Raw genomic sequence first — 24,499 nt, 5'->3', positions numbered from 1 at the left:
CGAAGGGTTCCGCGGAAGGCGTCGCACGTGATGACGCCGTCGATCTCAGCCAGAGAAGGCGTTGTTGAACTGGCCGCAGGTGGTGTCCAGGGTCTGGGCAAGCCCGAGCACGCCGATCGGAAGATCGTTCTCGGCGACCGTCTGCGGGCTGCACTCCTGGTACGGGCGGTAGAGGTCGTTCACCTCAAGCCCGCCCTTGCCGTGAGCGTAGGCGGTACCGGCACCGGCACCGATGGCGGAGAGACCGCCGGCCGCCGCCACTGCTGCGATCACGACCTGCTGAAGCTTGCGCATGGAACCCTCGGTTCTTCATTTGCTTGACGTATTGCTGACGTCGAGGCTGATTGCCTACCGTGACTTCACGAACACTACCAGTAGCCAAGTGCCGTATTCCACTTTGGCGGATATCCGTGTCTAAAAGGGGACATGAGTGCGCGGGCTCTTCCGGGGTACCGCAACTGACGCCCCAACACTGCGGATTGGCATCGGCCGTGCCAACACTGAGAGCGAAAAGGGCAGTTGTCCGACGAACGGAAAAGCGCGCCCCGCCCCCGGTATTACGAGAATGTCGGCTCCACGGCCCGATGACGGCGGTCCGCCGGAACGGACACCACGAGGTCCCGCAGACCTTCGATGTAAAGACGCATGTTCTTGTATGCGACGTCGTTGTCCGGGTAGCGGCAGGCGAACCACAGCCCCTCGTGCAGCCGGGTGACCCAGGCGCACACCTGGTCGCCGTACGACACCCGGATCAGCCCGTACGCCTTCCGCTCGCTCCACTGGGACGAGCCGGGGACGAGTCGGGCATCCGCATACGAGACGATCGAGTACATGTCGGGCGACGTGGGACGGAAGTCCGCGCCGAGCAGGCGCAGTACCCGGGCCAGCGGAATACGCGCCAGCGACCGATTGGCCTGCAACTCGGCGCGGACCGCGGTGAGCGCGCCGTCGAAGTCCCGTGTCGTGGGCACCTCGATCGGTGCGCCGCCGACGTACCAGCCCACGGAGTCCGACCACGCCGACTTCACCCGGGTGTGGAACGGCACCACCGTGCGGTAGACCGGCTGCCCGCCGAGCTGGTGCACGAGCAGGCTGGTCGCGGCCAGAACGCCCACCATGCTGCCGCCGTAGGGCCGGCAGTACGCCTCGAAGGCGGCGGCGGCGTCCGCGTCGACGAGCGGCTCGCGCAGGAGCTTCTGGGTGGGCAGTACGCCACCGGGCCGCAGTCCGAGATCGACGGGGAAGTCCGGGAGCTTCCCGCCGCACCGGGCGATGAACTCCCGCCAGCGGGCGACGATCGCGTGGGTGTCGTCGATGTCGTCCGCGTTCGCCCGCTCCTGCTCGCAGAAGTCGACGTAACTGCCCACGCGAGCACCCGACATGGGCCGACCCGTGACGCGCGCCCGGTACAACTCCTGGATCTCGTCCGGGATGCGGTAGAGGGAGTAGGCGTCGACGTTGGTGTGGTCGAACGCCAGGTACACGCTGGTGGAGTCGTCGCGGACGACGGCCGCGTAGATGAGGTTCGGCCAGCCGAGCGCGTCCGCCGCGACGTCGAATCGGTCCTGCAGGTAACGGACCAGCGTGTCCGCGTCGGCGAAGTCGCCGATCACCTCGCGGCGCAGGGTCACGTCGTCCTCGTCGAGCGTGAACCGGTGCATGTCCTCACCGGCCCACCTGAAGCCGCTGCGCAGCGTCTCGTGCCGCAGCGTCCAGCCGCGCAACGCCTGTTCCAGCGCGTCGAGATCGGCTCGGCCCGGCAGATCGAACGCCGTACCGATCCAGGTCGGCACGAACAGACCGTCCTCGCGCACCGAGCGCGCGGTTCTGATGTGCGACTCCTGGATGTACGCCGGCGGCCGCGGGTCCGGTGGCTGCGCTGCCGCGGCCGCGACCGTCGCCGGACTGTACGTCCACTCGACGAGGCGTCCGGGCCGGACTTCGCAGCGCTGAATGTCAGAAATTCGCACGGGGGCGTCTCCTTCGCAGAAGACTCAGACTTGATCACGGGGGAGCCGTGCGCGAGCGGCGGTTGCCGTGTCGCAGGCTTTTCAGCGGGACGTGTGACGCCTCGAACGGCAAAGCGAGCGGCGCGGGTTCGGAAGACACGGAGAAGAGCGCCGTCACCTCGCGCAGCGGGGCTCTTCCCGGTGGCGCGCCTCGCCGGAGCCGGCCTCACTCGTACCGGTACACCCCGCTCATGTCCTCCAGTTCGTCGGGTGTCACGTCCCACGGCGGCAGTCGCTGGTGCCGGGCGACGATCCGGCCGTGCTGGTCGTCGCGCGGGCCGGGCGGCTGGGCCGGCAGATAGCGGTGGTCGCGGTGCCGCTGCTGCCAGCGGGTCCACTGCAGGTCGACGAAGGCGTGGTGCAGCCAGAAGACGGGGTCGTTGGGAGAGGCGCCGCCTACCATCACGCCGCCGATCCAGCGGTGCACCCGGTTGTGGTTGCGCCAGGAGACACTGCCCCGGCCCGTCCCCCACCCCTCCAGCTTGTTGCGGAAGCCCCTGGTGACCGTCGAGTTCCAGGGGGCGGTGTCGTACACCGGATCGGCCAGGGCCGCCTCCAGGTCACGGGCGGTCGGCAGCTGGATGGGGTTGCTGTGGTGGCCCAGGTCGCGGGTGAGGTACTCCACGTCGGTCACGTTCTCGTTGAGCGGCCAGTGGCCCGCACGGTAGGCGAACGGACCGGTCATCACCTGCCGGTCCGAGCGCCGCCCGTTGCCGCCCATCAGATCGTCGGTCCACGGCAGGGAGGTGGCCGTGCGGTCGCGCGTCCAGTCCCAGTACGGCACCGTCACCGACCCGTCCACCCGGCGCAGCGCCCGTTCGAGCTCCAGCACGAGCTTGCGGTGCCAGGGCAGGAAGGAGGGTGTCATGTGGGCGGTGCGCAGCCCGCGTTCACCGTCGGGGGCGTTGTACTCCATGTGCATGCGTACGAACTCGTCGTACTCACCGCTGCGTTTGAGCTCCAGCAGGGCTTCCACGAACCGTCGCCGCTCGGTGCGGGTCAGTTTGCTGACGTTCTTACGCGTGTACGCCATGTTCGCCTCCCCCGTGCATCGGCGCTCCGCCCATCGGGCCCGGTGCCAGATCGCGCAGTTGCTCGTCGGGGCCCAGCTCGTCGACCGCCGCGCGGGCCGCGGCGAGCGGGGTCGGGTACGAGCGGTAGTGGTCGACCATGCTCAGCCAGCTGCCGTCGGCGCGGCGCATCAGGTGCAGCGGGCGGCCGTCGATCGTGACCTGCCACCGGCCGGCGGCGGCCCGGCGGCCGGTGCGGACCTCGATGCCGCGGATGTGGCGCCCGCGGTAGGTCTCGTCGAAGGCGTCGGTCCGCCGGCCGTCGTCCTGGGCGCTCGGACGCCGCTCACAGGCCGCGGCCACCGGGACGAGCCCGACGCCGACGGCCGAGGCGAGCAGCCTCCGCGTCACCTCCCGCCGGGTGCTTCCCCCTGGCCGCGATCCGCCCGCGACCGGCGTTCCGCGCTGCCCGCCCACCGGGGTTGTGCCGACCTCTGGAACCATCGTTCACTCCTCGTCCGGTCAGGTGTCCGGAGCGGTAACCGACGGACGGCCCTCCCGGTCACCGCGGTGCGGCCGGACCGGTGACGAGAGCGCGGAGGAACGGGCCCGGAACGCACGGGCGCCGAAGTGTTCAACTGGTCCAGAAATCCCACCAGCGGGTCAGAATCAGCATGCCGACGACTCCGGTGTGCAGCACCGGCGGTACCCAGGTGAACTCCGCGAGGAAGGCCCGCACCGGTGCGGGCGCGGGCAGGAGACGGTGGCGTACGGCGAACGCGGTGACGTACCAGAACATCACGATGGTGGCGACCCATGCCAGACAGCACCACAGGCACAGGGCGTTGATCCGGTACAGCGACTCGAACTGCAGCCACGAGACGAACCCGACCCCGAACAGACAGCCCGCGTCGAAGGTCAGCCAGTACCAGCGGGGGAAGGCGGCGCCGGCCAGCAGGCTCATGCCCACGCAGATCACGATGCCGTAGGCCACCAGGCCCAGCATCGGGTTGGGGAAGCCGAAGACCGAGGCCTGCGGGCTCTTCATGACGCTGCCGCAGGACACCACCGGGTTCAGGCTGCACCCGGGTTTGAAGTTCGGGTTCTCGAGAAGCTTGAACTTGTCGAGGGTGATGACCCAGGAGGCCAGCAGCCCGGCCGCGCCCGTGACAACCAGGAGGAGCCCGAAACCACGGCTGCCACCCACCGCCCGGGGCTCCTGCGCCGACGCCATCAGGCGCCCGGTCCGAGGGCCGGGCGAACCTCGCCCGGGTCGGTGGCCGGCCGTCGCGGCGGGGTGGTGCCGTACCGGGCGTGCCGGGACGGCATGGGGACGACCGCCCGGCCCGCCGCCGGCCGCAGCGGGAGCGTCGGGCCCGGCCGGGCGGGACTGCCCTGGTCGGCGCGGCGGAAGGAGCGCGTGTCGCCGGAGGTCGAGGTCACCGCGCGACCTTATCGGCACCCCGAGGGAGGGCCCGGCCCGCGGCTCACCCGACCGGTGCAGAGCAGCAGGCGCTCCACACGATCGGGTGACGCCGGGTGGGCGTGCCGTGTCACGGCGGGGCTTCCGGAGGCGCATGACCCTCCGGCACCCGTGCCCGCCGGGCCTCCCTTCCGGACCCACCCGGAGGAAGAGGGGTCCTACAGGCCCAGCAGTGAGGCGAGGAGGCCGAGGAGGCCGGACAGGACTCCGTGGGACGCTCCGGTCACCTGGTCGCCGTCGCCGTCGGTGGCGGCCTTCTGCAGGGTGTCCAGCGCCTTGTTGAGCGTGGCCTGTGCGTCCTTCACCTTGTCGGCCGGTGCCTCGGCGTCACCGCCGGTTGACGTCGTGGTGGCCGGCGCCGCCTCGGCCGCCTTCGCCACGGCGTCCTTGGCGGCCTGGACGAGCTTGGTCGCCTGGTCGGCGGAGAGCTGGCCCTTGTCTGCCTTGAGTACGGCGTTGAGCAGCGTCCTGACCGGCTCGAGCACGGTACCGAAGTGCCCGAGGCCGTTGACCTGCGTGAGGACTTTGTCCGCACCGGGGACGGGCGCCTGGGCCACGGTCCGGGTGCGCTCCGGGGCGGAGTCGGCCGCGAAGGCGGCCGGACCGGCGACACCGGCCAGAAGGACGGCGCTGAGCGCGATGGACGCGATGCGCCGAACGGGTGGAACCCCCATGGACATTCCTTTCGCTGGGTGAACGGGATCTTGTGCCCACCGTGAGATCACCCACCGCGCCCCGCAACCGATCGAGGGCGTTCCGGTGAACGACCGGTCCGTTCGGGGCACGGCTTGCGCACGCCAGGCCCATTGACCATCCGCTACGCACAAGTAAGTTGACTCTTCGGTAAGTCCGCGTCAGCCGAGCCGCGAGCGGGGAGCCGTCATGGGCGTACGCAGGGATCTGAAACAGGCTCAGCAGCGCACCGACCTGGCGGCGCGTGCGCGCGTCGAGCTGGTCCGGGACGAGAGCGGCTCGGTGCGCGAGGTCCGTACGACGAACCCGGAGGCCCCGTCGCCGGGTCACCAGGCGCCGTACCGCGCTGACGCCCGACACGGTGGCGACGGTCTGTCAGCAGCGGCCGCAGTTCGTCCGGTTGACGCTCGTACGGGCAAGGGCCCGGGGCTACGGCCTGACCGAGACCACCGCCGCCGCCACCCTCGGCAGGCCGTGGCGAGCGCGTACGCGCAGCAGGCCGAGGCACTGTACGGCGGATGAGCCCTTCGGGCACCACAAGAGCGGCATTCGGGTGAATTACCCTGCATTCCACGTCTTCCGGTTTCTTCGGGCGTCCATATCTCGTTCACAGTCTGCAGGTCGTGGCACGCGTGAAGCCCCCTCCATCGGGCCCCGTGGCCGGCTTCCGATTCCCTCTGAGAGGAAGACAACGAGAGTGCGACAGACCCTGAGCAAGGGGCTGGTCGTGGCTGCCGCCGCGACAAGTGCCCTGACTCTGTACAGCCCGTGGGCATTCGCGGACTCCGATCCGTTTTCGACGGTGACGGACTCCCGCGCCGCTGCGCTGTCGGCCAGCGTGCCCGACAACAACGACGAGGCCGACGATTTCCCGGGCATGGCCAGTGCCATGCGTGCGATCGAGCAGGCGCAGGACGCCGTGCGGATGGCCCACAGGGAGGCGAGGATGATGGAGGAGGCCGCCCCCGAGTCCGAGCCGAGTCCCCAGCGCTCCTCGGGTGGTGACGAGGGCTACGGCGACGACGAGCCGAGCCGCAAGCCCTCCCGGAACTACGGCGACGACGAGCCGAGCCACAAGCCCTCCCGGACCCACGGCGACGACGACGAGTCGAGCTACGGCAGCTCCAACAGCTACGGCGACGACGACAAGTCGAGCTATGGCAGCAGCTCCAGCTACGGCGAGGACGAGCACTGCGGGTGCGAGGAAGAGAAGCCGCCTCCGCACCGCCACCACAAGCCGCCGCACAAGCATCACAAGCCGCCGCACGAGCATGTCCCGCCGCCGCACCACAAGCATCACCACCACCGGCATCACCACCACCACCTGGCCCACACCGGCGCCGAGGGCACCATCGGAGCCGCGGCTGCAGGCGCGGCGCTGCTGGCCGCCGGCACGGTCCTGTACCGGCGAGGCCGGGCCGCGTCCCAGAAGTAGTACGACGTAGCACATCGCACATCGGGTGCCGGACGCCTCGCGTCCGGCACCCGATGTCTTTCCTCCGGCGGGAATCAGGTCACGTTCGCCTGTCCAGCACGTCGAGCAGTTCCGCCGACTGCGGTGAGGCGACCTTGCGGACGAAGTACATCCCGGAGGCTTCGATCGCCGGGAGATCGGCAAGGGTCCTGGTGCCCTTGAGCATGCGGTCCACGTAGTGGAAGTTGGTGAAGTCGGCGGTGATGCGGCCGGCCCTCGGCCGGAGTACCGGGTCCTCCACCTCGTGCCGCCAGCCGCTGTTCCACAGCAGCGTGTGGAAGAACATCTCGTCCGGGGCGAGCGTCGTACGGAACAGGTCCTCCCAGCGGGGATCCTCGGCCTTGCCCAGCAGGTCCGCGACGCAGTCGGCGGTCAGCGCCGTCCACTGACTCCCCGACACCGGCTCGATGTCACCGAACACGGAAGGCCTGCGTCTGGGGGCCAGTTCCGAGATCCCTCTTCGCAGCACGGCGCGGGGAAGGTAGGCCGGTCCCGGGCCGATGGGAAGGGCGTCGAAGTACCACCGCTTGAGGATCCGGCTCTCGGCAGCCGCGCCGTCGAGCAGCGGTGCCGTCCGGCAGTGCTGCCGGAACGGGGCCGTGGCAAGGTGATCGGCGAATTCGGCCACCGGCCGGGCGGGATAGCACTGCCCGGACAGCAGGACGATGTGGTCGGACGGTTGCGCGAACTCCAGCGCCGTGCGGTACAGGGCCAGCATCGCGCGGACGACCGAGAAGCCTCCCCATCGAACGGCGACCCGCTCGCGGACGTACGTGGTGCGAGGCACCCCCGCGAAGTCGTCACCCTGCGACCGCGCGTCCACATGGACGACCACGGGGTACGGCGCCAGTCTCTCGACGAGCCGGGCGAACAGCCCGGGCTCGGTGTGGGCGAGCACGGCAAATACCGGCATCCTTCTCTCCTCCCGGGTTTCGCTGCGACCGCCAGCTCTCTGTTCCCCGTAGTGCCCGCACTATACGCATGTGGCCTGTTCAGTACGGCTTTTCACCGTATGCCTGTTGGGTGTCATCACCGGAAACCGTCAAGCACATCAATGTACTGAAAGACATGGTTTTGTGAAGTTTGCCTGATATAAGTAGTGGCCGATGAGCGACTGAGGCTGCTAAGGAGAGCCATGGGGCGTTCCACCAGCGCGGTGTCCGGGCAGGCGCCCTTCTCCACGCCGTACAGAACTGTTCACCGCGAAGGCACGCGAGTTCGCTCGTACCGGCCGCTCTCCGTCTGCGTGGATCTGGCCGGCGCGGCACTGCCGGTCGCGGCGGCGGTGATCCACGTCCGGGAGCCGCACCCGCTGCGCCTGGCGGCTGCCGCCGCCGTGTTGTGGCCCTTGATCGGACTGGCGGGCAAACGGTACGCGACCGGGGTCTGGACCGACGGGGTCGGTCTGCGGGACGTCCTGAGGGACTGGCTGGTGCTGGTCGGCGCCCTGGCCACGCTCCGCGTGCTGTGCGGACTGAACAGCGTCCCCATCGAGGTGTTCACCGCACTCGTGCCGGCGCTGATCCTCACCGCCGTCTGCCAGGAGGTGATCCGCCGTCAACTGCGGGCCGCGCGGCGGGACGCCCGCGCCCTGCGCCGCGCCCTTGTCGTCGGTGAGGGCCCCCTGGTCGACGCCGTGGTCGCGCAGCTCGCCCAGCGCACCGACCACGGATACGTCGTCGTCGGCGCCTGCGCGGTGGGCGAGGAGCCGGTCTCCTCGGGCGTCGCCGTGTGCGTACGGCTGGCCGGCGAAGCGCCCACGGCACCGGAGACGGACGCGGCGGCCGTACTGGGCGCCGTCGACGAACTGGCCGCCGAGCTGACCTTCGTGGCGGTGAGCCGCCCCATGTCCGGCGAGCGACTGCGCCGGCTGTCCTGGGCGCTGCACGACCGGGGCTGCCCGCTCATCGTGCTGCCCGGCATCGTCGACGTCGCCCGGCGTCGGCTCCGGGTCACCTCCGCCGCCGGGCTGACGATGCTGCACATCGTGGCGCCACCCCTGCGCCGCGACATTCCCGCGCTGTTCAAGGCCGTCGTGGACCGTGTGGGTGCGCTGTTGCTGATCGTCCTTCTCTCCCCCCTGCTTCTCCTCGTGGGCCTGTCGGTGCGGCTCGGCTCGCCCGGCCCTGTCCTGTACCGGCAGATCCGCGTGGGCCGGCACAACACGCACTTCTCCATGTGGAAGTTCCGCACGATGGTGGTGGGTGCCGACCGGCTCAAGAGCCAGCTGGAAGAGGCGAACGAGAACGACGGGCACATGTTCAAGATGCGCCGTGACCCACGGGTCACGCCCGTCGGACGCTTCCTGCGCCGCTACTCGCTCGACGAGCTGCCCCAGTTGTTCAACGTCCTGCTCGGCCACATGTCACTGGTCGGACCGCGTCCCCCGGTGCCCGAAGAGGTCGACAAGTACAACATGGTGGAGAGACGCCGGCTCACCGTCAAACCGGGTCTGACGGGGCTGTGGCAGGTGAGCGGACGAGCGGACCTCTCCTGGAACGAGACGGTCGCGCTCGATCTGCGCTACATCGACAACTGGTCCCTGGCCGGAGACGTCACCGTGATGGCCCGCACCGTGCGCGCGGTGCTGGACGGCCAGGGCGCCTACTGATCACCCCGCTCGCTCCGCCGTCGTGGCTCTCCGGGAAAGGCACAGCGTCATGGCACAGCGCACAGTCCAGGCCACGTGGTCACTGCGCGGCTTCACCGGTGCCGGATACGACAAGGGGCGGCCCCTGCTCGTCCAGGCCGCCTGGTTCGCCGTCCTCCACCTCGTCTTCGTCAAGTGGTGGTTCCCGGCGCGCTGGCGTCCGGTGCTGTTGCGTGCCTTCGGCGCCCGCATCGGAAAGCGGGTGCTGATCCGGCACGGAGTGCGGGTGCACTGGCCGTGGAAGCTGGATGTCGGCGACGACGTGTGGATCGGCGAGTGCGCGTGGATCCTCAACCTCGAACGTGTCACGATCGGCAGCGACTGCTGTGTCTCGCAGAGCGCGCTGCTGTGCACGGGCAGCCATCTCCGCCGTTCCGCCACGTTCGAGTTCGACAACGGCCCCATCCGTCTGAAGCCGGGCAGCTGGGTCGCGGCCCGGGCCGTCGTACTGCGGGGCGTCACCATCGGCCAGGGCGCCGTGGTGGGCGCCGGCGCCGTGGCACACCAGGACCTCGCCCCGGGCGTGGTCCTCACACCCGGCGCCGCTCCAGGGACGTCTGCGTCCCCATCCACGAGAGGAATCCGGCCATGAGAGTGGTCCAGGTCGTCACGCTCGTCAGCGAAGGCGCGGCCTTCGGAGGCCCGCCGAGCGTGGCGGTCACCCAACTGCAGGAGATGGCCGCACGGGGGCACGACGTGGAGCTGGTGGCGTTGTGGCGGGGCCGGACGCCGGCTCCTCGACGCATCGGCGCCATCCCGTTCATCTCCCGCCCGGCGCGGACCGTTGTCCCGGGCCAGGGATACCTCGGCCTCATGCACCCCCTGCTGCTGCGGGATCTCTGGCGTGCCATGGGGCGTGCCGAGGCCGTTCACCTGCATGCGGGAAGGGACCTCGTGTCCTTGGCCGCACTCGCCGTCGCCCGGCTGCGGCGCACCGACTTCGTCGTCCAGACACACGGCATGGTGGAGCCCCGTACGGGCATCGCCGCACGCGTCTTCGACCGCGTCTACGTCCCCCTGCTCCGGCGAGCGCGTTGCTGCCTCGTGCTCACCGAGGAGGAGCGGCGGGCCCTGACCGCGGTGCTGAGCCCCAAGGCGCCGCCGCTGGTGATGCTGGGCAACGGAATGCCCCCGCCCCGTCAGGAGACGGACGAGCGGCCGCCCGGCGGCCCCCACGTGCTCTTCCTTGCCCGGCTCCACCCGCGCAAGCGACCCGAGGCCTTCGTGGAGATGGCCGCCCTGGTCCACAAGGAGTTCCCGGAGGCGCGCTTCACCCTCCACGGAACGGACGAGGGATCGCTGCGGCAGGTGAACCGGCTCATCGCCGACCGCGGGCTGACCGACGTGGTCCACTACGGCGGCGCGCTGGAGCACTCCGCGGCGCTGGAGGCCTATCGCCGGGCCGCCGTCTACGTCCTGCCCAGCGTGAACGAGCCGTTCGGCATGACCGTGCTGGAAGCACTGGCCGAAGGAACGCCGGTGGTGTGCACGGACAGCTGCGGCATCGCGGAGGAACTGGCAAGCAGGCAGGCGGCGCTGATCACCGACGGCAGCCCGGAGGCCCTGGCCGAGGCGGTGGGCCGGCTGCTCGGCGACGAAGCGCTGCGCCGCCGGCTGGTTGACGCCGGGCGCCGGGCGATCAGGGAGGTGTTCTCCATCCGCGCGGTGGTGGACCGGCTGGAGGGCATCTACCGGGACCGCCCGCGACACAGGTGAGGGGTGCCCCGCTGGGCGCTCAGCGGGGCACCCGGCGGGGTGCTCGGCCAGGTGCTCAGGGCACCGAGGCGCCGGTCACCGCCTTGAGGATGTCCTCGAAGCGGGAGGCGGAGCCCTCCAGGGCGAACTCCCGCTCGGCCAGGACGCGGCTCCGCTTGCCCAGGGACGCGGCGTGTTCCGGGTCGGACAGCACCTCCTGGACCCAGTCGGCGGCGTCCTCCAGCGACGACTCCTGCGGCGGGAAGACCGCCGAGCCGGCCTGATGAAGCAGCTGAGCGGCCAGGTTCTCGGCAGGCATCAGACCGAGCACCGGGCGCCCGGCGCACAGGTACGACAGGGTTTTCGACGGGACCGAGAACATCCCGGCGTCGCCTTCGAGGAGAACGACCAGCACGTCACCGGTGCCCAGTACCTCGGGCAGCCGCCGGTAGGGCTGGAAGGGCAGCAGCGTGACCTCGACCCCGCGGACGGCGGCGGCGCGTTCGAGTACGGGCACGGCCGGGCCCTCGTTGACGACCACGAGACGCACGCGCTCGCCCCGCTGCCGCAGTCGCTCCGCCAGGCGCACCAACAGCACGGGATTGTGCTTCAGGCCCAGCGTGCCGGCGTACAGGAGGGTCTTCACGCCGCTCAGGTTCTGCTCGTCCGACCAGGCGTTGACCCGGGCCACGGGAACGATCTCGTCCAGCGGCGCCCAGTTGGGGATGACGGTGACCTTGTCGGCGGTGCCCCACTGCCGGTGGACCCGGACGAAGGAGTCGGCGATCACCACGATGGCCGAGGCCTGATGTGCCGCCCATTTCTCACCGGCGCCGAAGACCTTCGCGGCGATGCCCATCGCCCCGGCGACCTCGGCGGCGGCGAAGCTCTCGAGCGCGACGGCGGTGACGTCCTGGTGCCACAGCACCCAGGGAATGCGGAGCCGTTTCAGGACTCCCGCGGTCACGACGAGCACGGGAATCGGCAGGTTGGACAGCAGCGCCACATCGGGCTTCGCACGCCGCAGCTGCCGGGCCAGCTCGATGCCCAGCCGGCTCTCCTGGAAGAGCCGGTGCACATAGGCCTGCTTCTTCAGCACCGTGCGGTCTCCGATGGTGACGAAGCGCAGGCCGGGGACGTCTGCCTCGAGATCGCCCTTGCCGCTGCGGTAGGCCGAGCAGGTCGAGTGGGCCACCGCGTGACCGCGGCGGGCCAGCTCCCGGCTGAGCTGGGCCTGGAAGGGGTGACCGCTGTAGTCGTGAACGAAGATCCGCATCGGCTCGTCGTGTCCTCGCACCGGGCCTCAGCCCTGGGAACGCTTCACCTGGTCGTAGACCCAGGCGTAGGTCTTCTCCAGGCCGTCCGCCAGTGGGATCGAGGGTTCCCAGCCGTAGATCTGGCGGATCAGGGTGTTGTCGGAGTTGCGGCCGCGTACGCCCTGGGGCGCGTCGTACTTGTGGCTGCGTTCGCAGCGGATGCCCGCGATCTGCTCGACCAGGTCGACCAGCTGATTGATCGTCACGAGCTCGGAGGAGCCGAGGTTGACCGGTACGCCGCTGTCCCCCTCCATGATCATCTGCGTGCCCTTGAGGCAGTCGTCGATGTACATGAAGGAACGCGTCTGCAGGCCGTCGCCCCAGATCTCGATCCGGTGGTTCCCGGAGAGCACGGCCTCGGCCACCTTGCGGCACACCGCGGCCGGGGCCTTCTCCCGGCCGCCGGACCAGGTGCCGTGCGGGCCGTAGACGTTGTGGTAGCGGGCGACGCGGGTGGTGAACCCGTAGTCCTCCGCGTAGTGACGGCACATGCGCTCGGAGAAGAGCTTCTCCCAGCCGTAGCCGTCCTCCGGCTGCGCCGGATAGGCGTCCTCCTCCCTGAGGGCGGTGACCTGCGGGTCGGTCTGCTTTCCGGCGGCGTAGACGCAGGCGGAGGAGGAGTAGAAGTACCGCTCCACGCCGGCCTCGCGCGCGGCCTGCAGCATGTGCGTGCTGGTGAGCACCGACATCATGCACGCGGCCTTGTTGTTCTCGATGAAGCCCATGCCACCCATGTCCGCGGCCAGCATGTACACGTACCGGGCCCCCCGGACGCCGTCGCGTGCGCTGTCCAGGAGCGAGAGGTCCGCGATCAGGTTCTCGGCGTCCTCGTGGACCTGGTACCACTCGCGCCGGGGCTTGATGTCGATGGAGCGGACCGTCAGCCCCTGTGCCAACAGGGCGCTCACGAGGTGCCCGCCGATGAATCCCCCGCCACCGGCGACGACGGCGTCGACCTGCTTGGTCATGGACAACTCCTCTGGTCAAGGGGGGTATGAGGTGCCCAGAGTATTCAGTTATGTCTGTTTCGCTCCGGATTGGCGCGCCTGATGCGATATGCAGGATATGGGACGCTATAAATCGGCCAGTGAGGTTTCCGCCAAATCGCCCGCCGGCTCCCGAGGTCCCGATGCGGGACGCGCGCGTCCGCAGTGTCCCCGCGCTCTGCATCTGGGCCGTGGTACTGGTCGTCCTGCTGCCCGGGCTGGTCCTGCGGCCGCACAGCGGGCAGGTGCCGACGGCCCTTTTCCTGCAGGGTGTTGTGGTGGCACACACCGGCGGTGCCCTCGCCCGCGTGCTCACCGCGCCCAGGGTCCGGCTCGCCGGCCTCGGCTTCTGGATGTTCTCCTACATCTGGTTCGGGCTGGCACCCGTGACGATGCTCTCCTCGGACACCTATCCGTCGCCCTACCGGACCGGCGCGCAGACCTCCTTCGCGGCCGTGGCGGTCGTCGAACTCGGACTGCTTGCCCACAGCGCCGGAACCGCCTTCGCCGCCCGACGCGAACACGCAGGTGCCGCGCGCCCGGCCGGAAGGCAGCCGGGCATGGTGGAACGGCTGCTCGCCCGTCGCCTGGCGCCCTGGCGCGTCCTGCTGCTGTGCGGCCTCGCCCTGGCACTCGCGGTGCTGCTGCTTCCCGGCCAACCGGGCGGTGTCGCCGCGTACTTCACCAGCCGTGAGGCGGTTCAGGGAATCGTTGCCGCCCCGGACGGTTCGTCGGACGCCTTCCTGCAGCCACTGCGCAGCTGGTCACTGTCCGTACCTGCCTTCTGGGCACTGCTGAGCCTGCTGCGCCTGCGGCCCCCACCGGGCGGCGACCGCCTGCTGCGCGGCATCCGCCGGCTGCTGCTGCCCCTGCTCGTCGTACTGAACGTCGTCGTCAACAACCCCATCAGCAAACCGAGGTTCTGGGCCGGCACGGTGCTGCTGACGTTGCTGTTCACCGTGCCCCGGCTGTGCCGGCCCCGTGCCTCCCGTGCGATCGTCGGCGCCCTTCTCGCGGCGGTGCTCGTCGTCTTTCCCTACAGCGACTACTTCCGCTACGACGACCGGCAGGAAGTCCACGTCGTGTCGCTGGCCGAGCAGTTCACCGCCAAGGGCGACTACGACGCCTTCCAACAGGTGCAGACCGGCCTTGACTACGCGCGGGAGAACGGCGTCTCCCCCCGGAATGCCCTCGGCCCACTCCTTTTCATGGTGCCGCGGTCGGTGTGGCCGGACAAACCCGAGGACACCGGCATCGCCCTCGCCCGGTACGCGGGTTCCGGGCTCCTCAACCTGTCGGCACCCCTGTGGATCGAGAGTTATCTGTGGGGCGGCCCGGCTGCCGTGGCCCTCGTGTTCTGCCTGCTCGGCGCGGCAGGACGCCGTATGGACGAGCTGCGGGACCGTCTCCTCGACCGGCCGGACTCCCTGGCGGTTCTTCTCGTACCGGCCTTCGCCTTCTACCAGCTGATCCTTCTGCGCGGCAGCCTGCTCGGCGTCACGGGTCCGATGGTGCTGATGATGACGATCCCGCTGCTCATCACGACGTCCACGCGTCGGATGCCCCGACTCGCCGCACCGGTGCCGCTGTCCGCCCCCATCCCCCATGCATCACTTCCGCACGCAGGAGGCCACCCGTGACCAGTTCCCTCCCCTTCGACGACCGGTTCGACGAACGGGATCAGCTCCGTGAGCAACTGCGCCTGCTCCTTCGCCACCGCATGGTGATGGTGCTGGGAACCCTTCTGGGGCTGCTCGGCGGGCTGGCCGTGGCACTGTACGGCGCCGGCACCTACAGCGCCTCCAGTGACGTTCTCGTCCGCGCCGGCTCCGACCCCTTCGCCACGGTCAGCGTGCCCGCCGACAACCAGATCAGCATGAGCACCGAGCAGCAGATCGCCGCGGGCACGGCCGTGGCCGTCCGTGCGGCGCACGCCCTGGGACAGCCCGAAAGCCGGGCCGCGGCGCTGCAGCGCCGTCTCCGGGTCACCAACCTGGCGAAGTCCCAGGTGCTCCGCTTCGAATTCACCGCCGGTACTCCCCGGCTCGCGGCGCGCGGCGCCAACGCCTTGGCCGAGGCCTATCTCGCCGACCGCAAGAGCCGTAACGACGCCGCGGTGCAGCGAGCCGTCGACGGCATGGAACAGCAGATCACCGCGCTGGCCCGGCGGGCGAAGGACAAGGGCGCCGACGACTCCGCCGTACAGGGTGGCATTCGCAGCCTGCAGCAACGCGTGTCCGAGATCAGCTCCCGCGACACCGACGGCGGCGACGTCGTCCGCAGGGCCACGGCGCCCTCTCGGCCCGCGGGCCCCGGATGGCCGACCCTGCTCGTCCTCGGACTGGCCGGCGGGGCCGTCCTCGGCATCCTGCTGGCCTGGCTGTGCTCGGCCCTCGACGGCCGGGTGCGGTCGGCCCGCGAGGTCCAGGCTGCCCTGCGTGCACCCGTGCTGGGCTTCCTGCCCCCGGACGGCCGCACCGGCGACTCCCTGCTGGCGGTCGGCCGCACGGACGATGACCGCGCTCGGGCCTATCGGGCCCTGGCCGGCCGCCTGGAGCACACCGCGTTCCCGGGACGTACCGGCTGCCTCCTCGTGGCGGCCCCGCGGCGCTGCGACGCCGCCGGTGTGGTCGCCGCAAACCTCGCCGCGGCCTTCGCGGAGGGGGGAACCGAGGTGCTCCTCGTGGACGCCGACCCCGACACGCCCGGCCTTGCGACATCCCTGCCGCTGGTCGCGGAGGCGGAGCGCACCGGGAGCGCGACGTGCCCGCCCGGTGCGGGCGTCGTCGTCGACGCGGGCTCGGCAGGGCGGTTCACCCTCTGCTCCAGCGCCAGGACCGGCCGCTTCCTCCAGACCGACGTGTCCCAGGCGATGGACCGGCTGGCGTCCGGCGGCGACTCGCCCGCCGCGGTCATCGCAGCCCGGCCCCTGCTGGAGCACGCGACTGCGCTCGCGATGGCCCAGCACTCCGTCGGCGTCCTGGTGGTCACCGGACTCGACGCCCGGCGGGAGGACCTCAGGCAGGTGTACGAGCTCGTCAGTTGCTCCGGCGCGCGCCTGCTGGGCGCCGTGGTCGACACCGAGCAGGCGCGGCCCGGCGCTGTGCTCCGCCTGGTGAAGCCCCGTCCCCAGGGCGAGAGCGTCATGCCGGTCACGGAGCCTGCCGGGCAGCCCGACACGGTCACGGTCTCCAGCAGATGACGCGGCCCCGGACGACCGCTCCCGACCCTGCCAGGGCCACCGCCCGCAGCACCGTCGCCGCCGCCGCGCGGGGCGGGTTGTGGGGCGCGGTGGGCTCCGTCGCAAGTGCCGTGTTCGCCTTCCTCCTGGTCGGCCTGATCACCCGAGCGGTCGGGGCCCGCGGGGCCGGAGCGATCTTCACCGGCGTTGCCGTGTTCACCATTCTCAGCAATGTCTGCAAGCTCGGCGGCGACACCGGACTCGTCCGCTTCATCCCCGGGGATCTCGCCCTCAACGGTGGCCGCTCGGTGGGCTCGCTGCTGCGCATGGCCGTGCTGCCCGCGGTGGTGACCGCCACCGCCGCTGCCGCGGCCCTGCTGCTGTGGCCCGCGGTGGCCACCACCCTCCTGCCCGACCTGCCCCCCGCCGACGCGGTCGCCCTGATCCGGCTCTTCGCCCTGTGCCTGCCGGCCGCCACCGTCAGCCTGGTCCTGCTCGCCGCCACTCAGGGATACAGCACCGTGGTGCCGTTGGTCTGCGTGGAGCAGATCGGCAAGCCCGTGCTCCGGGTGCTGATCGCCGTGCCCATGGCGTCCTTGGCCTCCGGGATGCTGTCGCTGGCCGTGGCCTGGCTGCTGCCCGCGCCGGCCGGCCTGGCAGCCGCATGGCTGGGCCTGCGCCGCTGCCGCGCCCACCATGCCGCGGCGCCCCCTGCGGGCAGAGCGTCCATTTCCTGGCGGGCCTTCTGGGCCTTCTCGGCACCTCGCGCGATCTCCGCCGTCTTCGACATCAGCGCGGTATGGGTCGGGGTCATCCTGCTGTCGGCGCTGGCCACCGACGCCGAGGCCGGCATCTACACCGCCATCGGCCGCATCGTCACCGCGGGCACACTCATCCAGCTCGCCGTCCGCCTGGCTGTCTCACCCCAGCTCAGCCGTCTCCTCGCGGTCAACGAGCTTGCCGAGGCCCACCACTTGCACCGCATCTCGACCTGCTGGGTCGTCCTCTTCTCCTGGCCGCTGTTCGTGCTCATCGCCGGCTTCCCCCGCACGGTCCTCGCCGTCTTCGGACCGGATTTCACCCAGGGGGCTCCCGCCCTGGTCGTGCTCTGTGCCGCCGCCATCGTCAATGTCGCGGTCGGCAACGCGCAGACCGTGCTGCTCATGGCCGGCAAGAGCTCCTGGCATCTGGCCTGCACCGCCCTGGCGTTCACGGTGCAGCTCACCGTGGGCGTGCTCGCCGTGCCCCGGTGGGGCATCCTCGGCGCGGCCGTTTCCTGGGGTGCGGCCATCATCGTGGAAAACCTCTCGGCCGCCCTGCTGGTCCGGCTCCGCCTCGGCTTCACCACCGTGGCCGCCGGTTACACCCGTGCCCTCGGCATCGCGGTGGCCATTTCGGTGGTGCCGGCAGGCGTGCACACCCTGTTGGGTGACACCCCGTCAGGACTCGCCCTCAGCCTGACTATCGGTATGTTCGCATTTGGTACTTTTCTGTGGCGATACCGTACGCCTCTGGGAGTGAGCGAGCTGGTCCAGGTGCTGCGCCGTCGCACCGTATGAGGCATTGCCCCTCAACCTGCCCCCCTTTCCTTCGAGGTGTTCCCTTGCGTCTGAGCAAGCTCCCTAAGAAGGCGGTCACGGGCCCGGCTGCCGCTGCCCTCATCTGCGCAGGCACCCTGCTCTGCTCTCCCGCCGCCGCGGTCACGCGGCACGATCCGGCAACGCTCTCCGCCGATCCGCTGGCCACCTGGCAGACGGACGGCATCGTCTGGTCCCTGGCCTACGCCCGCGGTGTCGTCTACGCCGCAGGCTCCTTCGACACGGTCCGTCCGCCCGGTGCCGCGGCGGGCACCCGGCAGGTCCGGCGGCACAACTTCGCCGCGTTCGACGCCGTGACCGGACGACTGCTGCCCTGCGCCCTGCCCTTCACCTCCGGTTCCGGCCCGTACACGGCCGGCACGGTACGCGCCATGAAGCCCTCCCCCGACGGGCGGGTGCTGTACGTGGGCGGCTCCTTCAGCCGCGTCGGCTCCGCGAAGGTGGCCAACGCCGTGGCCGTCAACACGGCCGGCTGCACCCTGCGCAGGGACTTCCGGCCCGCGGTGGACGCCACCGTGCGGGCCATCGAGACGACCGACCGCGCGGTGTACCTGGGCGGAGACTTCGATCTGGTCGGCGGAGAGAGCAGGCACCGCATCGCCGCCTTCACCCGTGACGGTTCCCTGCTGCCCTTCCAGGCCGACGTCGACCGTCCGGTCCGCGCCCTGTCGGCCGTGCCCGCGCAAGGCGAAATCCTCGCCGGAGGTGACTTCGATTCGGTCAACGGCCGGCCGGCCCACGCCCTGGCCGCCCTGGACATCACCTCCGGGGCGACGGTCCGCACCTATCCCGGCTGGCTGCCGGCCGCTTCGGTGGTCAAGTCGATCGCACAGGACAGCTCCCACTTCTACATCGGCGCCGAAGGGACCGGAGGGGGCGTCTTCGACGGACGTATCTCGGGCCTGCTCCGCGACGGCACCATGGTGTGGAAGGACACCTGCCTCGGCGCCACCCAGGCCGTCCTGCCCTACAAGGGCGTCCTCTACAGCGCCTCCCACGCGCACAACTGCTCGCAGACACCCGGCGGGTTTCCCGAACAAGGCATCCGGCACACCCTCCTGGCCCAGTCGGTCACGGACCGGCGCATCCTGCACTGGTTCCCGGACACCGACGGCGGGCTCGGAGAGGGAGTCGGCCCGCGCGCCCTGACCGTGGCCGACGGCACCCTCTGGGTGGGCGGCGAGTTCACCCGGGTCGACGGCCTGCCGCAGCAGGGCCTCACCCGCTTCGGCCCCCGAACCCCCACCAGCGTGCCGCAGGCCCCCAGGCTGAGGCTGCTGGGCGCAACCCCGGGAAAGGTCACCATCGGCTGGCGCGCCTCGTGGGACCGCAACACCGCCGTCCTGGCCTACCGGCTCTACCGGGACGGAAAGCTCGTCTCCCGGCAGACGAAGTCCTCCACGTCCTGGGACCTCCCGGAGATGAGCTACACCGACTCCGTGCCCGCCGGCACGCGCCACCGGTACGTCATCGAGGTGACCACCGGCACCCGCACCTCCCGCAGATCGCTCTCCCTGCCGGTGACGGTGCCCGCACCCGCCGGCCCGACGAGCGGAGGCTGACCCGTGGCTCCGACACTCATCGGATACGCGCCCGGCGTCTGGGACCTGTTCCACATCGGGCACCTCAACATCCTGCGTGAGGCGCGCCGGCACTGTGACCGCCTGGTGGCCGGGGTGGTGTCCGACGAACTGGCCTGGCGCGTCAAGGGCCGGCGGCCGGTGATCCCGCTGGCCGAGCGCCTGGAGATCGTCCGCAGCATGCGCCACGTCGACGATGTCGTGGTGGAGACGCACGAGGACAAACTGCAGACCTGGCGGCGGGTCGGCTTCCACGTCGTCTTCAAGGGAGACGACTGGAAGGGCACACCCACGTGGGAGATCCTCGAACGCCGCTTCGCGGACGTAGGTGTCGAGGTCGTCTACTTCCCCTACACCGTCCACACCTCCAGCACGCTACTGCGCGGGGCGCTGGAGCTGATGCAGTTCCCGGAACCACTTCACCAAGAAGGCGACGAGGAACAGGACATGAGCCAGCAGCAGCCCGCAGTACAGAGCTAGGAAGACGTCCGGACTGCCCAGGAACAGAAAGCTGATACAGGTCGTGCCGTAGTCGACCGGCAGGAGCAGTACGGCCCCCAGCGCCGAAGCCGAGCCACCGGCCGGTTTCGCCGCCGCCCTGGCCCCCTTGAGTTTCTGCGTGAGAATGCCGGCGAAAAAGATCACCACCGCCGCGAACTGGAACACCAGGGGGGCCAGCAGAAAGAGCGGACTGGGCAGAACGAAGAAACGGTAGAACGTCACCAGGACGACCGAGTGCAGCGTGACGATCCTGACGCAGTCCAGCACATGGTCCAGCCATTCGCCCGACAGGCTCGCAGAGCGCTGGATCCGCGCGAGCTGACCGTCTGCCGCATCCAGGGCGAAGCCCAGGGCAAGGGCCGCGCCGACGCAGACCGACATCACCGGCGCGGGCCGCAGCAGGGCGATCGCCGCCAGGGCCGGAAAAGTGAACAAGGCACCGAGGAGGGTCAGTTGATTGGGGGTCGCCCCCATCCGTAAGGCCAGCGCGGCCATGACACGGCCGGCCGGGCGATTGACCAACCGGCTGTAGACCGACACCCCCTTTGCCGGCTTCTGCGCCGTCGACAGTTGCCTCAGCGTCTCCGTGAACTCGGCCATCACCCTCCTTGGTGCACAACCGTTCAAGAAAGGAAGGCAACTATGTCAGAACTGGATGGCGAGATCTCCTGCAACCGCCGACATGTTCTGCGCGGCGGGACGTCACTGCTGGTCGCGGCTGCCCTGCCGGTCGGCAGGGCATACGCCAAAAGTGCGTCCCCGGGGCCGACGTCCGCGATCAATGTGACCGATCTCGGTGCTGTGGGCGATGGCCGCACCGACGACACCAAGGCATTTGAATCCGCCTATGCGATCGCCGCCGCCCACGTCCAGGGCGGGGTGGGCCGACTGGTGATCGAGATTCCCGCCGGGGACTTCCTCATCACCCGTCCGTATGCCCTGTTGAACGGCGTGGCTCCGCCGCGTCCCGCGAACGGTCTGCGCTTCGCCGGGGCCGGCAAGAACATGACCACCCTGGTCTTCCGTCCGGACACCGGCCCGGACTCCTATCTGTGCCGCAATGAGGACAGCTGGTCGAACCTGTCCTTCGAACGCATGCAGTTCCGCTCGGCCACTCCAGGCGCATCCTTCTTCAGTTCCTACTCCACCGGCCAGGCTCAGGACTACCGGTTCTCGGAGTGCGAGTGGCTCGGGGAATGGGAGTACGGGCTGGCCCTCGACGGCACGAACACCAACTCGGAGATGCGCTGGGAAGCCTGCACGGTCGCCGGCAGCTACCGGAAGGCATTTCTGTATTCGGGGCTCACGGGCCACCATCAGGCCACCCCGAACGATCAGGACCAGTTCCTGAACTACTGGTTCACCGACATGAAGGTCGAATACGAGTGGGGCAACTTCCTGGAGTTCCCCTACGGCGGATCCATCGACTGCCGCGGCGGCTCCTACATCATCACCGGCAAGCGCCCCGAGAACACCGCGGAGTACGGCACCACCAGCACCTTCTTCCGTTTCCCGGTCAGATGGCACCACGACTCGGTACAGCGTTTCCACGCCCAGGACATCCGGTTCGAAGTACGTGACCCGGACGTCAGGGTCATCGACTGCGTGTGGAACAGCGGAACGGTCCACTTCGCCGACTGCGACGACACCGCCAACGCCTTCAAGGACTTCTCCGCCGAAGTCCGCCCGCACCGCTACACGGTGGGCCCACGGGGCCCCCTGATCCGCTACGACTCCTGTCAGCTCGTGGGCCGCCACGAGTACCGGACGGCCGACAAGCACGAGACCCCGCCGACCGTCGTCCGCTACGACATGTGCCTGCTCCGGAACCACCCTCAGGCCGACTTCGCCGTGACCGACGGCACCGGCCCCGCCCGCTTCGTGGAGTTCACCGACTGCATCGGCACCGAGCCCACCGGCGGCACAACCCCCCCGGCAACGCCCGGCGCCCCCGCGGTGTCCTCCGGCCCGACCCCTCCCAGGCGCTGAGGGGGCCCGGGACACCCCGGGCCCCCTCAGCCGTGTGCCCGTCAGGTGTACTTGGTGGTCTTGAGGCAGAAGTCGAGACGGGTCAGGTTCGCGAACTGACCGGTCGAGTTGGCCGGGCCGTGCAACGGCCCGTCCGCCGCGATGCCGTCGGGGTGACCGTTGGAGCTGTCGTAGGTGTACACGCTGGAGCCGGCGGTGCCGCCCGTGGCGGTGACCTTGACCACGGAGCGGTGGTCGGCTGTGGGAATGCTGAAGCTGAACACCTGTCCCTGAGCGCTGCTGGTGACGGTGAGCTGGAAGCTTCCGTCGCCCGGGATCGCGACGGATCTGGTCATGGGGTTGATGACGCTGACCGCGGTCGTGCCTGCGGGGCAGGTCGGCGGAGGGGGCGGCGGCGTCTGGCACGCGCACCCGGACGTGGGCGGCTTCGTCTGGCACGCCGAGCACCCGGTCGTGGGGGTAGTCGTCGTCTTGCACGACGTGCACGCCTGCGTCGCTCGGGGGACGGCGTGGGCCGACACGGCGCCGACAGCGATGCCGAATGCCACGGTCGTGGTCAGGCCGGCGCCGACGAGCCCCGCTCCCCAACTCAACCGCCGTGACTGCGTCTTTGTTCGGGCAGCTACTCGCATGACGAGCACTCCTCCTCGTTGCCTGGGTACCAGAACTCGGGTACCTGATCTCGCCCGACATTCGCACGAGTAGCATGCCGCGGTGGGTTACGACTCCTTTTCCTAGGCCATTCGAGCTTCAGTAAGGGCCTGAAGGGCGGAGCGCGCCGTCGCGGCGTCGTGATATCCGGGGCCGGATGTCTAATTTCACGTTCCATGCTTCCAAGGAAAAGCACGGCCAGGACCGCGACCACGGCTTCCGCGGTTGTCCTCCTCACGGCCGCTTCGTTCACATCCGCTCTCGGCGCGCAGGCGCGCGACGTGACAGCTCTGACCGCCGCCCCGTTGGCGACCTGGCAGACGGACGGCATCGTCTGGTCCGTCGAGTACGCACGCGGGGTCGTGTACGTCGGCGGCACCTTCGACAGCGTCCGCCCGCCCGGCGCCAAGCCCGGCCAGAAGAAGGTCGCCCGGAAGAACTTCGCGGCGTTCGACGCGGTGACCGGCAAACTGCTGCCGTGCGCCCACTCCTTCACGGGGGGCGCCGGGACGGTACGGGCGCTCAAGGCATCGCCCGACGGCAAAGTGCTCTATGTCGGCGGATCGTTCGGCAAGGCCGACAACACCGGGGTGGCCAGTGCGGTCGCGCTCAACACGGCCGACTGCTCGCTGCGCAGGGACTTCCGCCCCGCCGTGGCGGCACCCGTGCGGGCCATCGAGACCACCGGCACGACCGTGTACCTGGGCGGCGATTTCACGATCGTCGACGGCCAGGAGAGAAAGCACATCGCGGCGTTCAGACGCAGCGGCACGCTGTTGCCGTTCAAGGCGGACATCGACGCGCCGGTCCGCGCCATCCTGGCCGCGCCCGACCGGAGGCAGGTGCTCGTCGGCGGCCGCTTCCACAACGTCAACGGCAAGCCGGAGCAGGCACTGGTCTCCCTGGAGCCCGCGACCGGTTCGACGGTGAAGTCCTTCCCGAACTGGCTGCCGGAACGCTCTTCGGTGACGTCACTGACCCGCAACGGCGACCGCTTCTACCTGGGAGCCGAGGGCGAGGGCACGGGCATCTTCGACGGCCGCATCGCGGGCCGGCTGTCCGACGGCACGATGGTCTGGAAGGACACCTGCCTGGGCGCCACCCAGGACGTCGTCGTGTACAAGGGCGTCCTGTACAGCGCGTCCCACGCCCACTACTGCGGCCTGACCCGCGGGGGCTTCCCCGACGGCCCCCGGCGGCACTTCCTCGCGCAGTCGATCGGTGACAAGAACATCCTGCACTGGTTCCCCGACACCGATGACGGTATCGGGGAGGGAGTCGGTCCCCGAACGCTCGTGATGGCCGGCAAAATCCTCTGGGCGGGCGGCGAGTTCACCATGGTCAACGGCAGACCCCAGCAGGGTCTGACGCGCTTCGGGGCCGGCCCCGGCAACACGGCCCCCGAAGCGGCGCCCCTGCTCACGGGCAAGCGCGCCCGCTCCGGCAAGGTCACGCTCACCTGGCGGGCCGCATGGGACAGGGACGACGCGGAGCTGACGTACCTGATCTACCGGGACGGTGTTCTCGTGGCCTCACCGAAGCGGCAGTCGACCGAATGGGACCGGCCGGACATGACGTACACGGATTCCGTTTCTGCCGGCTCACGGCACCGCTACACGATCGCCGTCACCGACGGGAAGCACACGACGCCCCGTTCGGAGCCGCTCCACGTGACCGCCTGAG

General features: G+C 70.0%; 24 protein-coding genes. 12 read left to right on the top strand and 12 right to left on the bottom strand.

Going from position 1 to position 24,499, the window contains the following annotated elements:
- Window positions 1-45 precede the first annotated feature (45 nt).
- The 7 genes from ACWDEN_RS38810 to ACWDEN_RS38780 all read right to left on the bottom strand — a co-directional run bounded on the left by ACWDEN_RS38810 (window position 46) and on the right by ACWDEN_RS38780 (window position 5,176).
- A complete protein-coding gene (locus ACWDEN_RS38810; RefSeq protein WP_351611453.1) occupies window positions 46-294 on the bottom strand; it encodes a hypothetical protein in 249 nt (82 codons plus the stop codon).
- Window positions 295-557: 263 nt separating this feature from the next.
- The gene (locus ACWDEN_RS38805; RefSeq protein ID WP_351611452.1) at window positions 558-1,970 is read right to left on the bottom strand and encodes a condensation domain-containing protein; all 1,413 of its coding nucleotides are present in this window, start codon (window positions 1,968-1,970) and stop codon (window positions 558-560) included.
- Window positions 1,971-2,175: 205 nt separating this feature from the next.
- Window positions 2,176-3,042 carry a tyrosinase family protein gene (locus tag ACWDEN_RS38800; RefSeq protein ID WP_351611450.1) on the bottom strand — a complete coding sequence of 289 codons (867 nt, stop codon included), beginning with the start codon at window positions 3,040-3,042 and terminating at the stop codon, window positions 2,176-2,178.
- Window positions 3,026-3,523: a tyrosinase family oxidase copper chaperone gene (locus ACWDEN_RS38795; RefSeq protein ID WP_351611448.1), complete on the bottom strand. Its 498-nt coding sequence runs from the start codon at window positions 3,521-3,523 to the stop codon at window positions 3,026-3,028. The genes ACWDEN_RS38800 and ACWDEN_RS38795 overlap by 17 nt, the downstream gene beginning before the upstream one ends.
- 130 nt (window positions 3,524-3,653) lie before the next feature.
- Window positions 3,654-4,253, bottom strand: coding sequence for a vitamin K epoxide reductase family protein (locus tag ACWDEN_RS38790; RefSeq protein WP_351611446.1), 600 nt, complete (start codon window positions 4,251-4,253; stop codon window positions 3,654-3,656).
- On the bottom strand, window positions 4,253-4,462 hold the full coding sequence (locus ACWDEN_RS38785) for a hypothetical protein (protein ID WP_351611443.1): 210 nt from the start codon (window positions 4,460-4,462) through the stop codon (window positions 4,253-4,255). The genes ACWDEN_RS38790 and ACWDEN_RS38785 overlap by 1 nt, the downstream gene beginning before the upstream one ends.
- 198 nt (window positions 4,463-4,660) lie before the next feature.
- A complete protein-coding gene (locus ACWDEN_RS38780) occupies window positions 4,661-5,176 on the bottom strand; it encodes a hypothetical protein (RefSeq protein ID WP_351611440.1) in 516 nt (171 codons plus the stop codon).
- A 208-nt stretch (window positions 5,177-5,384) separates the two neighbouring features.
- Between ACWDEN_RS38780 and ACWDEN_RS38775 the strand changes: the two genes are divergently transcribed.
- Window positions 5,385-5,717 carry a hypothetical protein gene (locus ACWDEN_RS38775; protein ID WP_351611468.1) on the top strand — a complete coding sequence of 111 codons (333 nt, stop codon included), beginning with the start codon at window positions 5,385-5,387 and terminating at the stop codon, window positions 5,715-5,717.
- Window positions 5,718-5,892: 175 nt separating this feature from the next.
- On the top strand, window positions 5,893-6,630 hold the full coding sequence (locus tag ACWDEN_RS38770) for an LPXTG cell wall anchor domain-containing protein (RefSeq protein WP_351611437.1): 738 nt from the start codon (window positions 5,893-5,895) through the stop codon (window positions 6,628-6,630).
- 79 nt (window positions 6,631-6,709) lie between these two features.
- Here ACWDEN_RS38770 and ACWDEN_RS38765 read toward each other — a convergent pair whose 3' ends face one another.
- On the bottom strand, window positions 6,710-7,582 hold the full coding sequence (locus tag ACWDEN_RS38765; protein ID WP_351611434.1) for a beta-1,6-N-acetylglucosaminyltransferase: 873 nt from the start codon (window positions 7,580-7,582) through the stop codon (window positions 6,710-6,712).
- Between the two features lie 333 nt (window positions 7,583-7,915).
- On the opposite strand from ACWDEN_RS38765, the gene ACWDEN_RS38760 reads away from it, so the two are divergent.
- Genes ACWDEN_RS38760 through ACWDEN_RS38750 form a run of 3 tightly spaced genes read left to right on the top strand, consistent with a single transcriptional unit; the run spans window position 7,916 to window position 11,035 of the window.
- Window positions 7,916-9,280, top strand: coding sequence for an exopolysaccharide biosynthesis polyprenyl glycosylphosphotransferase (locus tag ACWDEN_RS38760; protein ID WP_351611466.1), 1,365 nt, complete (start codon window positions 7,916-7,918; stop codon window positions 9,278-9,280).
- A 49-nt stretch (window positions 9,281-9,329) separates the two neighbouring features.
- Window positions 9,330-9,911, top strand: coding sequence for a putative colanic acid biosynthesis acetyltransferase (locus ACWDEN_RS38755; protein WP_450862635.1), 582 nt, complete (start codon window positions 9,330-9,332; stop codon window positions 9,909-9,911).
- Window positions 9,908-11,035, top strand: a complete 1,128-nt coding sequence (locus ACWDEN_RS38750) for a glycosyltransferase (protein ID WP_450862633.1) — start codon at window positions 9,908-9,910, stop codon at window positions 11,033-11,035. The genes ACWDEN_RS38755 and ACWDEN_RS38750 overlap by 4 nt, the downstream gene beginning before the upstream one ends.
- Before the next feature lie 55 nt (window positions 11,036-11,090).
- On the opposite strand, the gene ACWDEN_RS38745 is transcribed toward ACWDEN_RS38750, so the two are convergent.
- Window positions 11,091-12,290: a glycosyltransferase family 4 protein gene (locus tag ACWDEN_RS38745; RefSeq protein ID WP_450862631.1), complete on the bottom strand. Its 1,200-nt coding sequence runs from the start codon at window positions 12,288-12,290 to the stop codon at window positions 11,091-11,093.
- A gap of 27 nt (window positions 12,291-12,317) precedes the next feature.
- On the bottom strand, window positions 12,318-13,298 hold the full coding sequence (locus ACWDEN_RS38740; RefSeq protein WP_351611422.1) for an NAD-dependent epimerase/dehydratase family protein: 981 nt from the start codon (window positions 13,296-13,298) through the stop codon (window positions 12,318-12,320).
- A 161-nt stretch (window positions 13,299-13,459) separates the two neighbouring features.
- Between ACWDEN_RS38740 and ACWDEN_RS38735 the strand changes: the two genes are divergently transcribed.
- From ACWDEN_RS38735 to ACWDEN_RS38715, 5 genes are read left to right on the top strand one after another with little or no spacing between them, the layout of a single operon-like run.
- Window positions 13,460-14,956: a hypothetical protein gene (locus ACWDEN_RS38735; RefSeq protein ID WP_450862629.1), complete on the top strand. Its 1,497-nt coding sequence runs from the start codon at window positions 13,460-13,462 to the stop codon at window positions 14,954-14,956.
- Entirely contained in the window at window positions 14,953-16,518 is a 1,566-nt protein-coding gene (locus ACWDEN_RS38730; RefSeq protein WP_450862627.1) for a YveK family protein, read from the top strand. The genes ACWDEN_RS38735 and ACWDEN_RS38730 overlap by 4 nt, the downstream gene beginning before the upstream one ends.
- A complete protein-coding gene (locus tag ACWDEN_RS38725) occupies window positions 16,515-18,056 on the top strand; it encodes an oligosaccharide flippase family protein (RefSeq protein ID WP_351611413.1) in 1,542 nt (513 codons plus the stop codon). The genes ACWDEN_RS38730 and ACWDEN_RS38725 overlap by 4 nt, the downstream gene beginning before the upstream one ends.
- Before the next feature lie 44 nt (window positions 18,057-18,100).
- Complete coding sequence (locus tag ACWDEN_RS38720) at window positions 18,101-19,657, top strand: fibronectin type III domain-containing protein (RefSeq protein ID WP_450862625.1); 1,557 nt, start codon at window positions 18,101-18,103, stop codon at window positions 19,655-19,657.
- Window positions 19,658-19,660: 3 nt separating this feature from the next.
- Window positions 19,661-20,155: an adenylyltransferase/cytidyltransferase family protein gene (locus ACWDEN_RS38715; RefSeq protein ID WP_450862623.1), complete on the top strand. Its 495-nt coding sequence runs from the start codon at window positions 19,661-19,663 to the stop codon at window positions 20,153-20,155.
- Here the strand turns inward: ACWDEN_RS38715 and ACWDEN_RS38710 are convergent.
- A complete protein-coding gene (locus ACWDEN_RS38710) occupies window positions 20,051-20,776 on the bottom strand; it encodes a CDP-alcohol phosphatidyltransferase family protein (RefSeq protein ID WP_450862621.1) in 726 nt (241 codons plus the stop codon). The two genes, ACWDEN_RS38715 and ACWDEN_RS38710, sit on opposite strands and share 105 nt — an antisense overlap.
- Before the next feature lie 42 nt (window positions 20,777-20,818).
- On the opposite strand from ACWDEN_RS38710, the gene ACWDEN_RS38705 reads away from it, so the two are divergent.
- Window positions 20,819-22,165, top strand: coding sequence for a glycosyl hydrolase family 28-related protein (locus ACWDEN_RS38705; protein WP_351611402.1), 1,347 nt, complete (start codon window positions 20,819-20,821; stop codon window positions 22,163-22,165).
- A gap of 41 nt (window positions 22,166-22,206) precedes the next feature.
- On the opposite strand, the gene ACWDEN_RS38700 is transcribed toward ACWDEN_RS38705, so the two are convergent.
- Window positions 22,207-22,500, bottom strand: a complete 294-nt coding sequence (locus tag ACWDEN_RS38700) for a hypothetical protein (RefSeq protein ID WP_351611399.1) — start codon at window positions 22,498-22,500, stop codon at window positions 22,207-22,209.
- A gap of 597 nt (window positions 22,501-23,097) precedes the next feature.
- On the opposite strand from ACWDEN_RS38700, the gene ACWDEN_RS38695 reads away from it, so the two are divergent.
- Window positions 23,098-24,498 (top strand): fibronectin type III domain-containing protein, encoded by a 1,401-nt coding sequence (locus ACWDEN_RS38695; protein ID WP_351611396.1) that lies wholly within the window; start codon window positions 23,098-23,100, stop codon window positions 24,496-24,498.
- Window position 24,499 lies beyond the last annotated feature (1 nt).

The organism is Streptomyces sp. NPDC001153, from assembly GCF_053598315.1.
The sequence above is the reverse complement of the archived record's forward strand: the minus strand, read 5'-3'. Positions and strand labels throughout refer to the sequence as shown.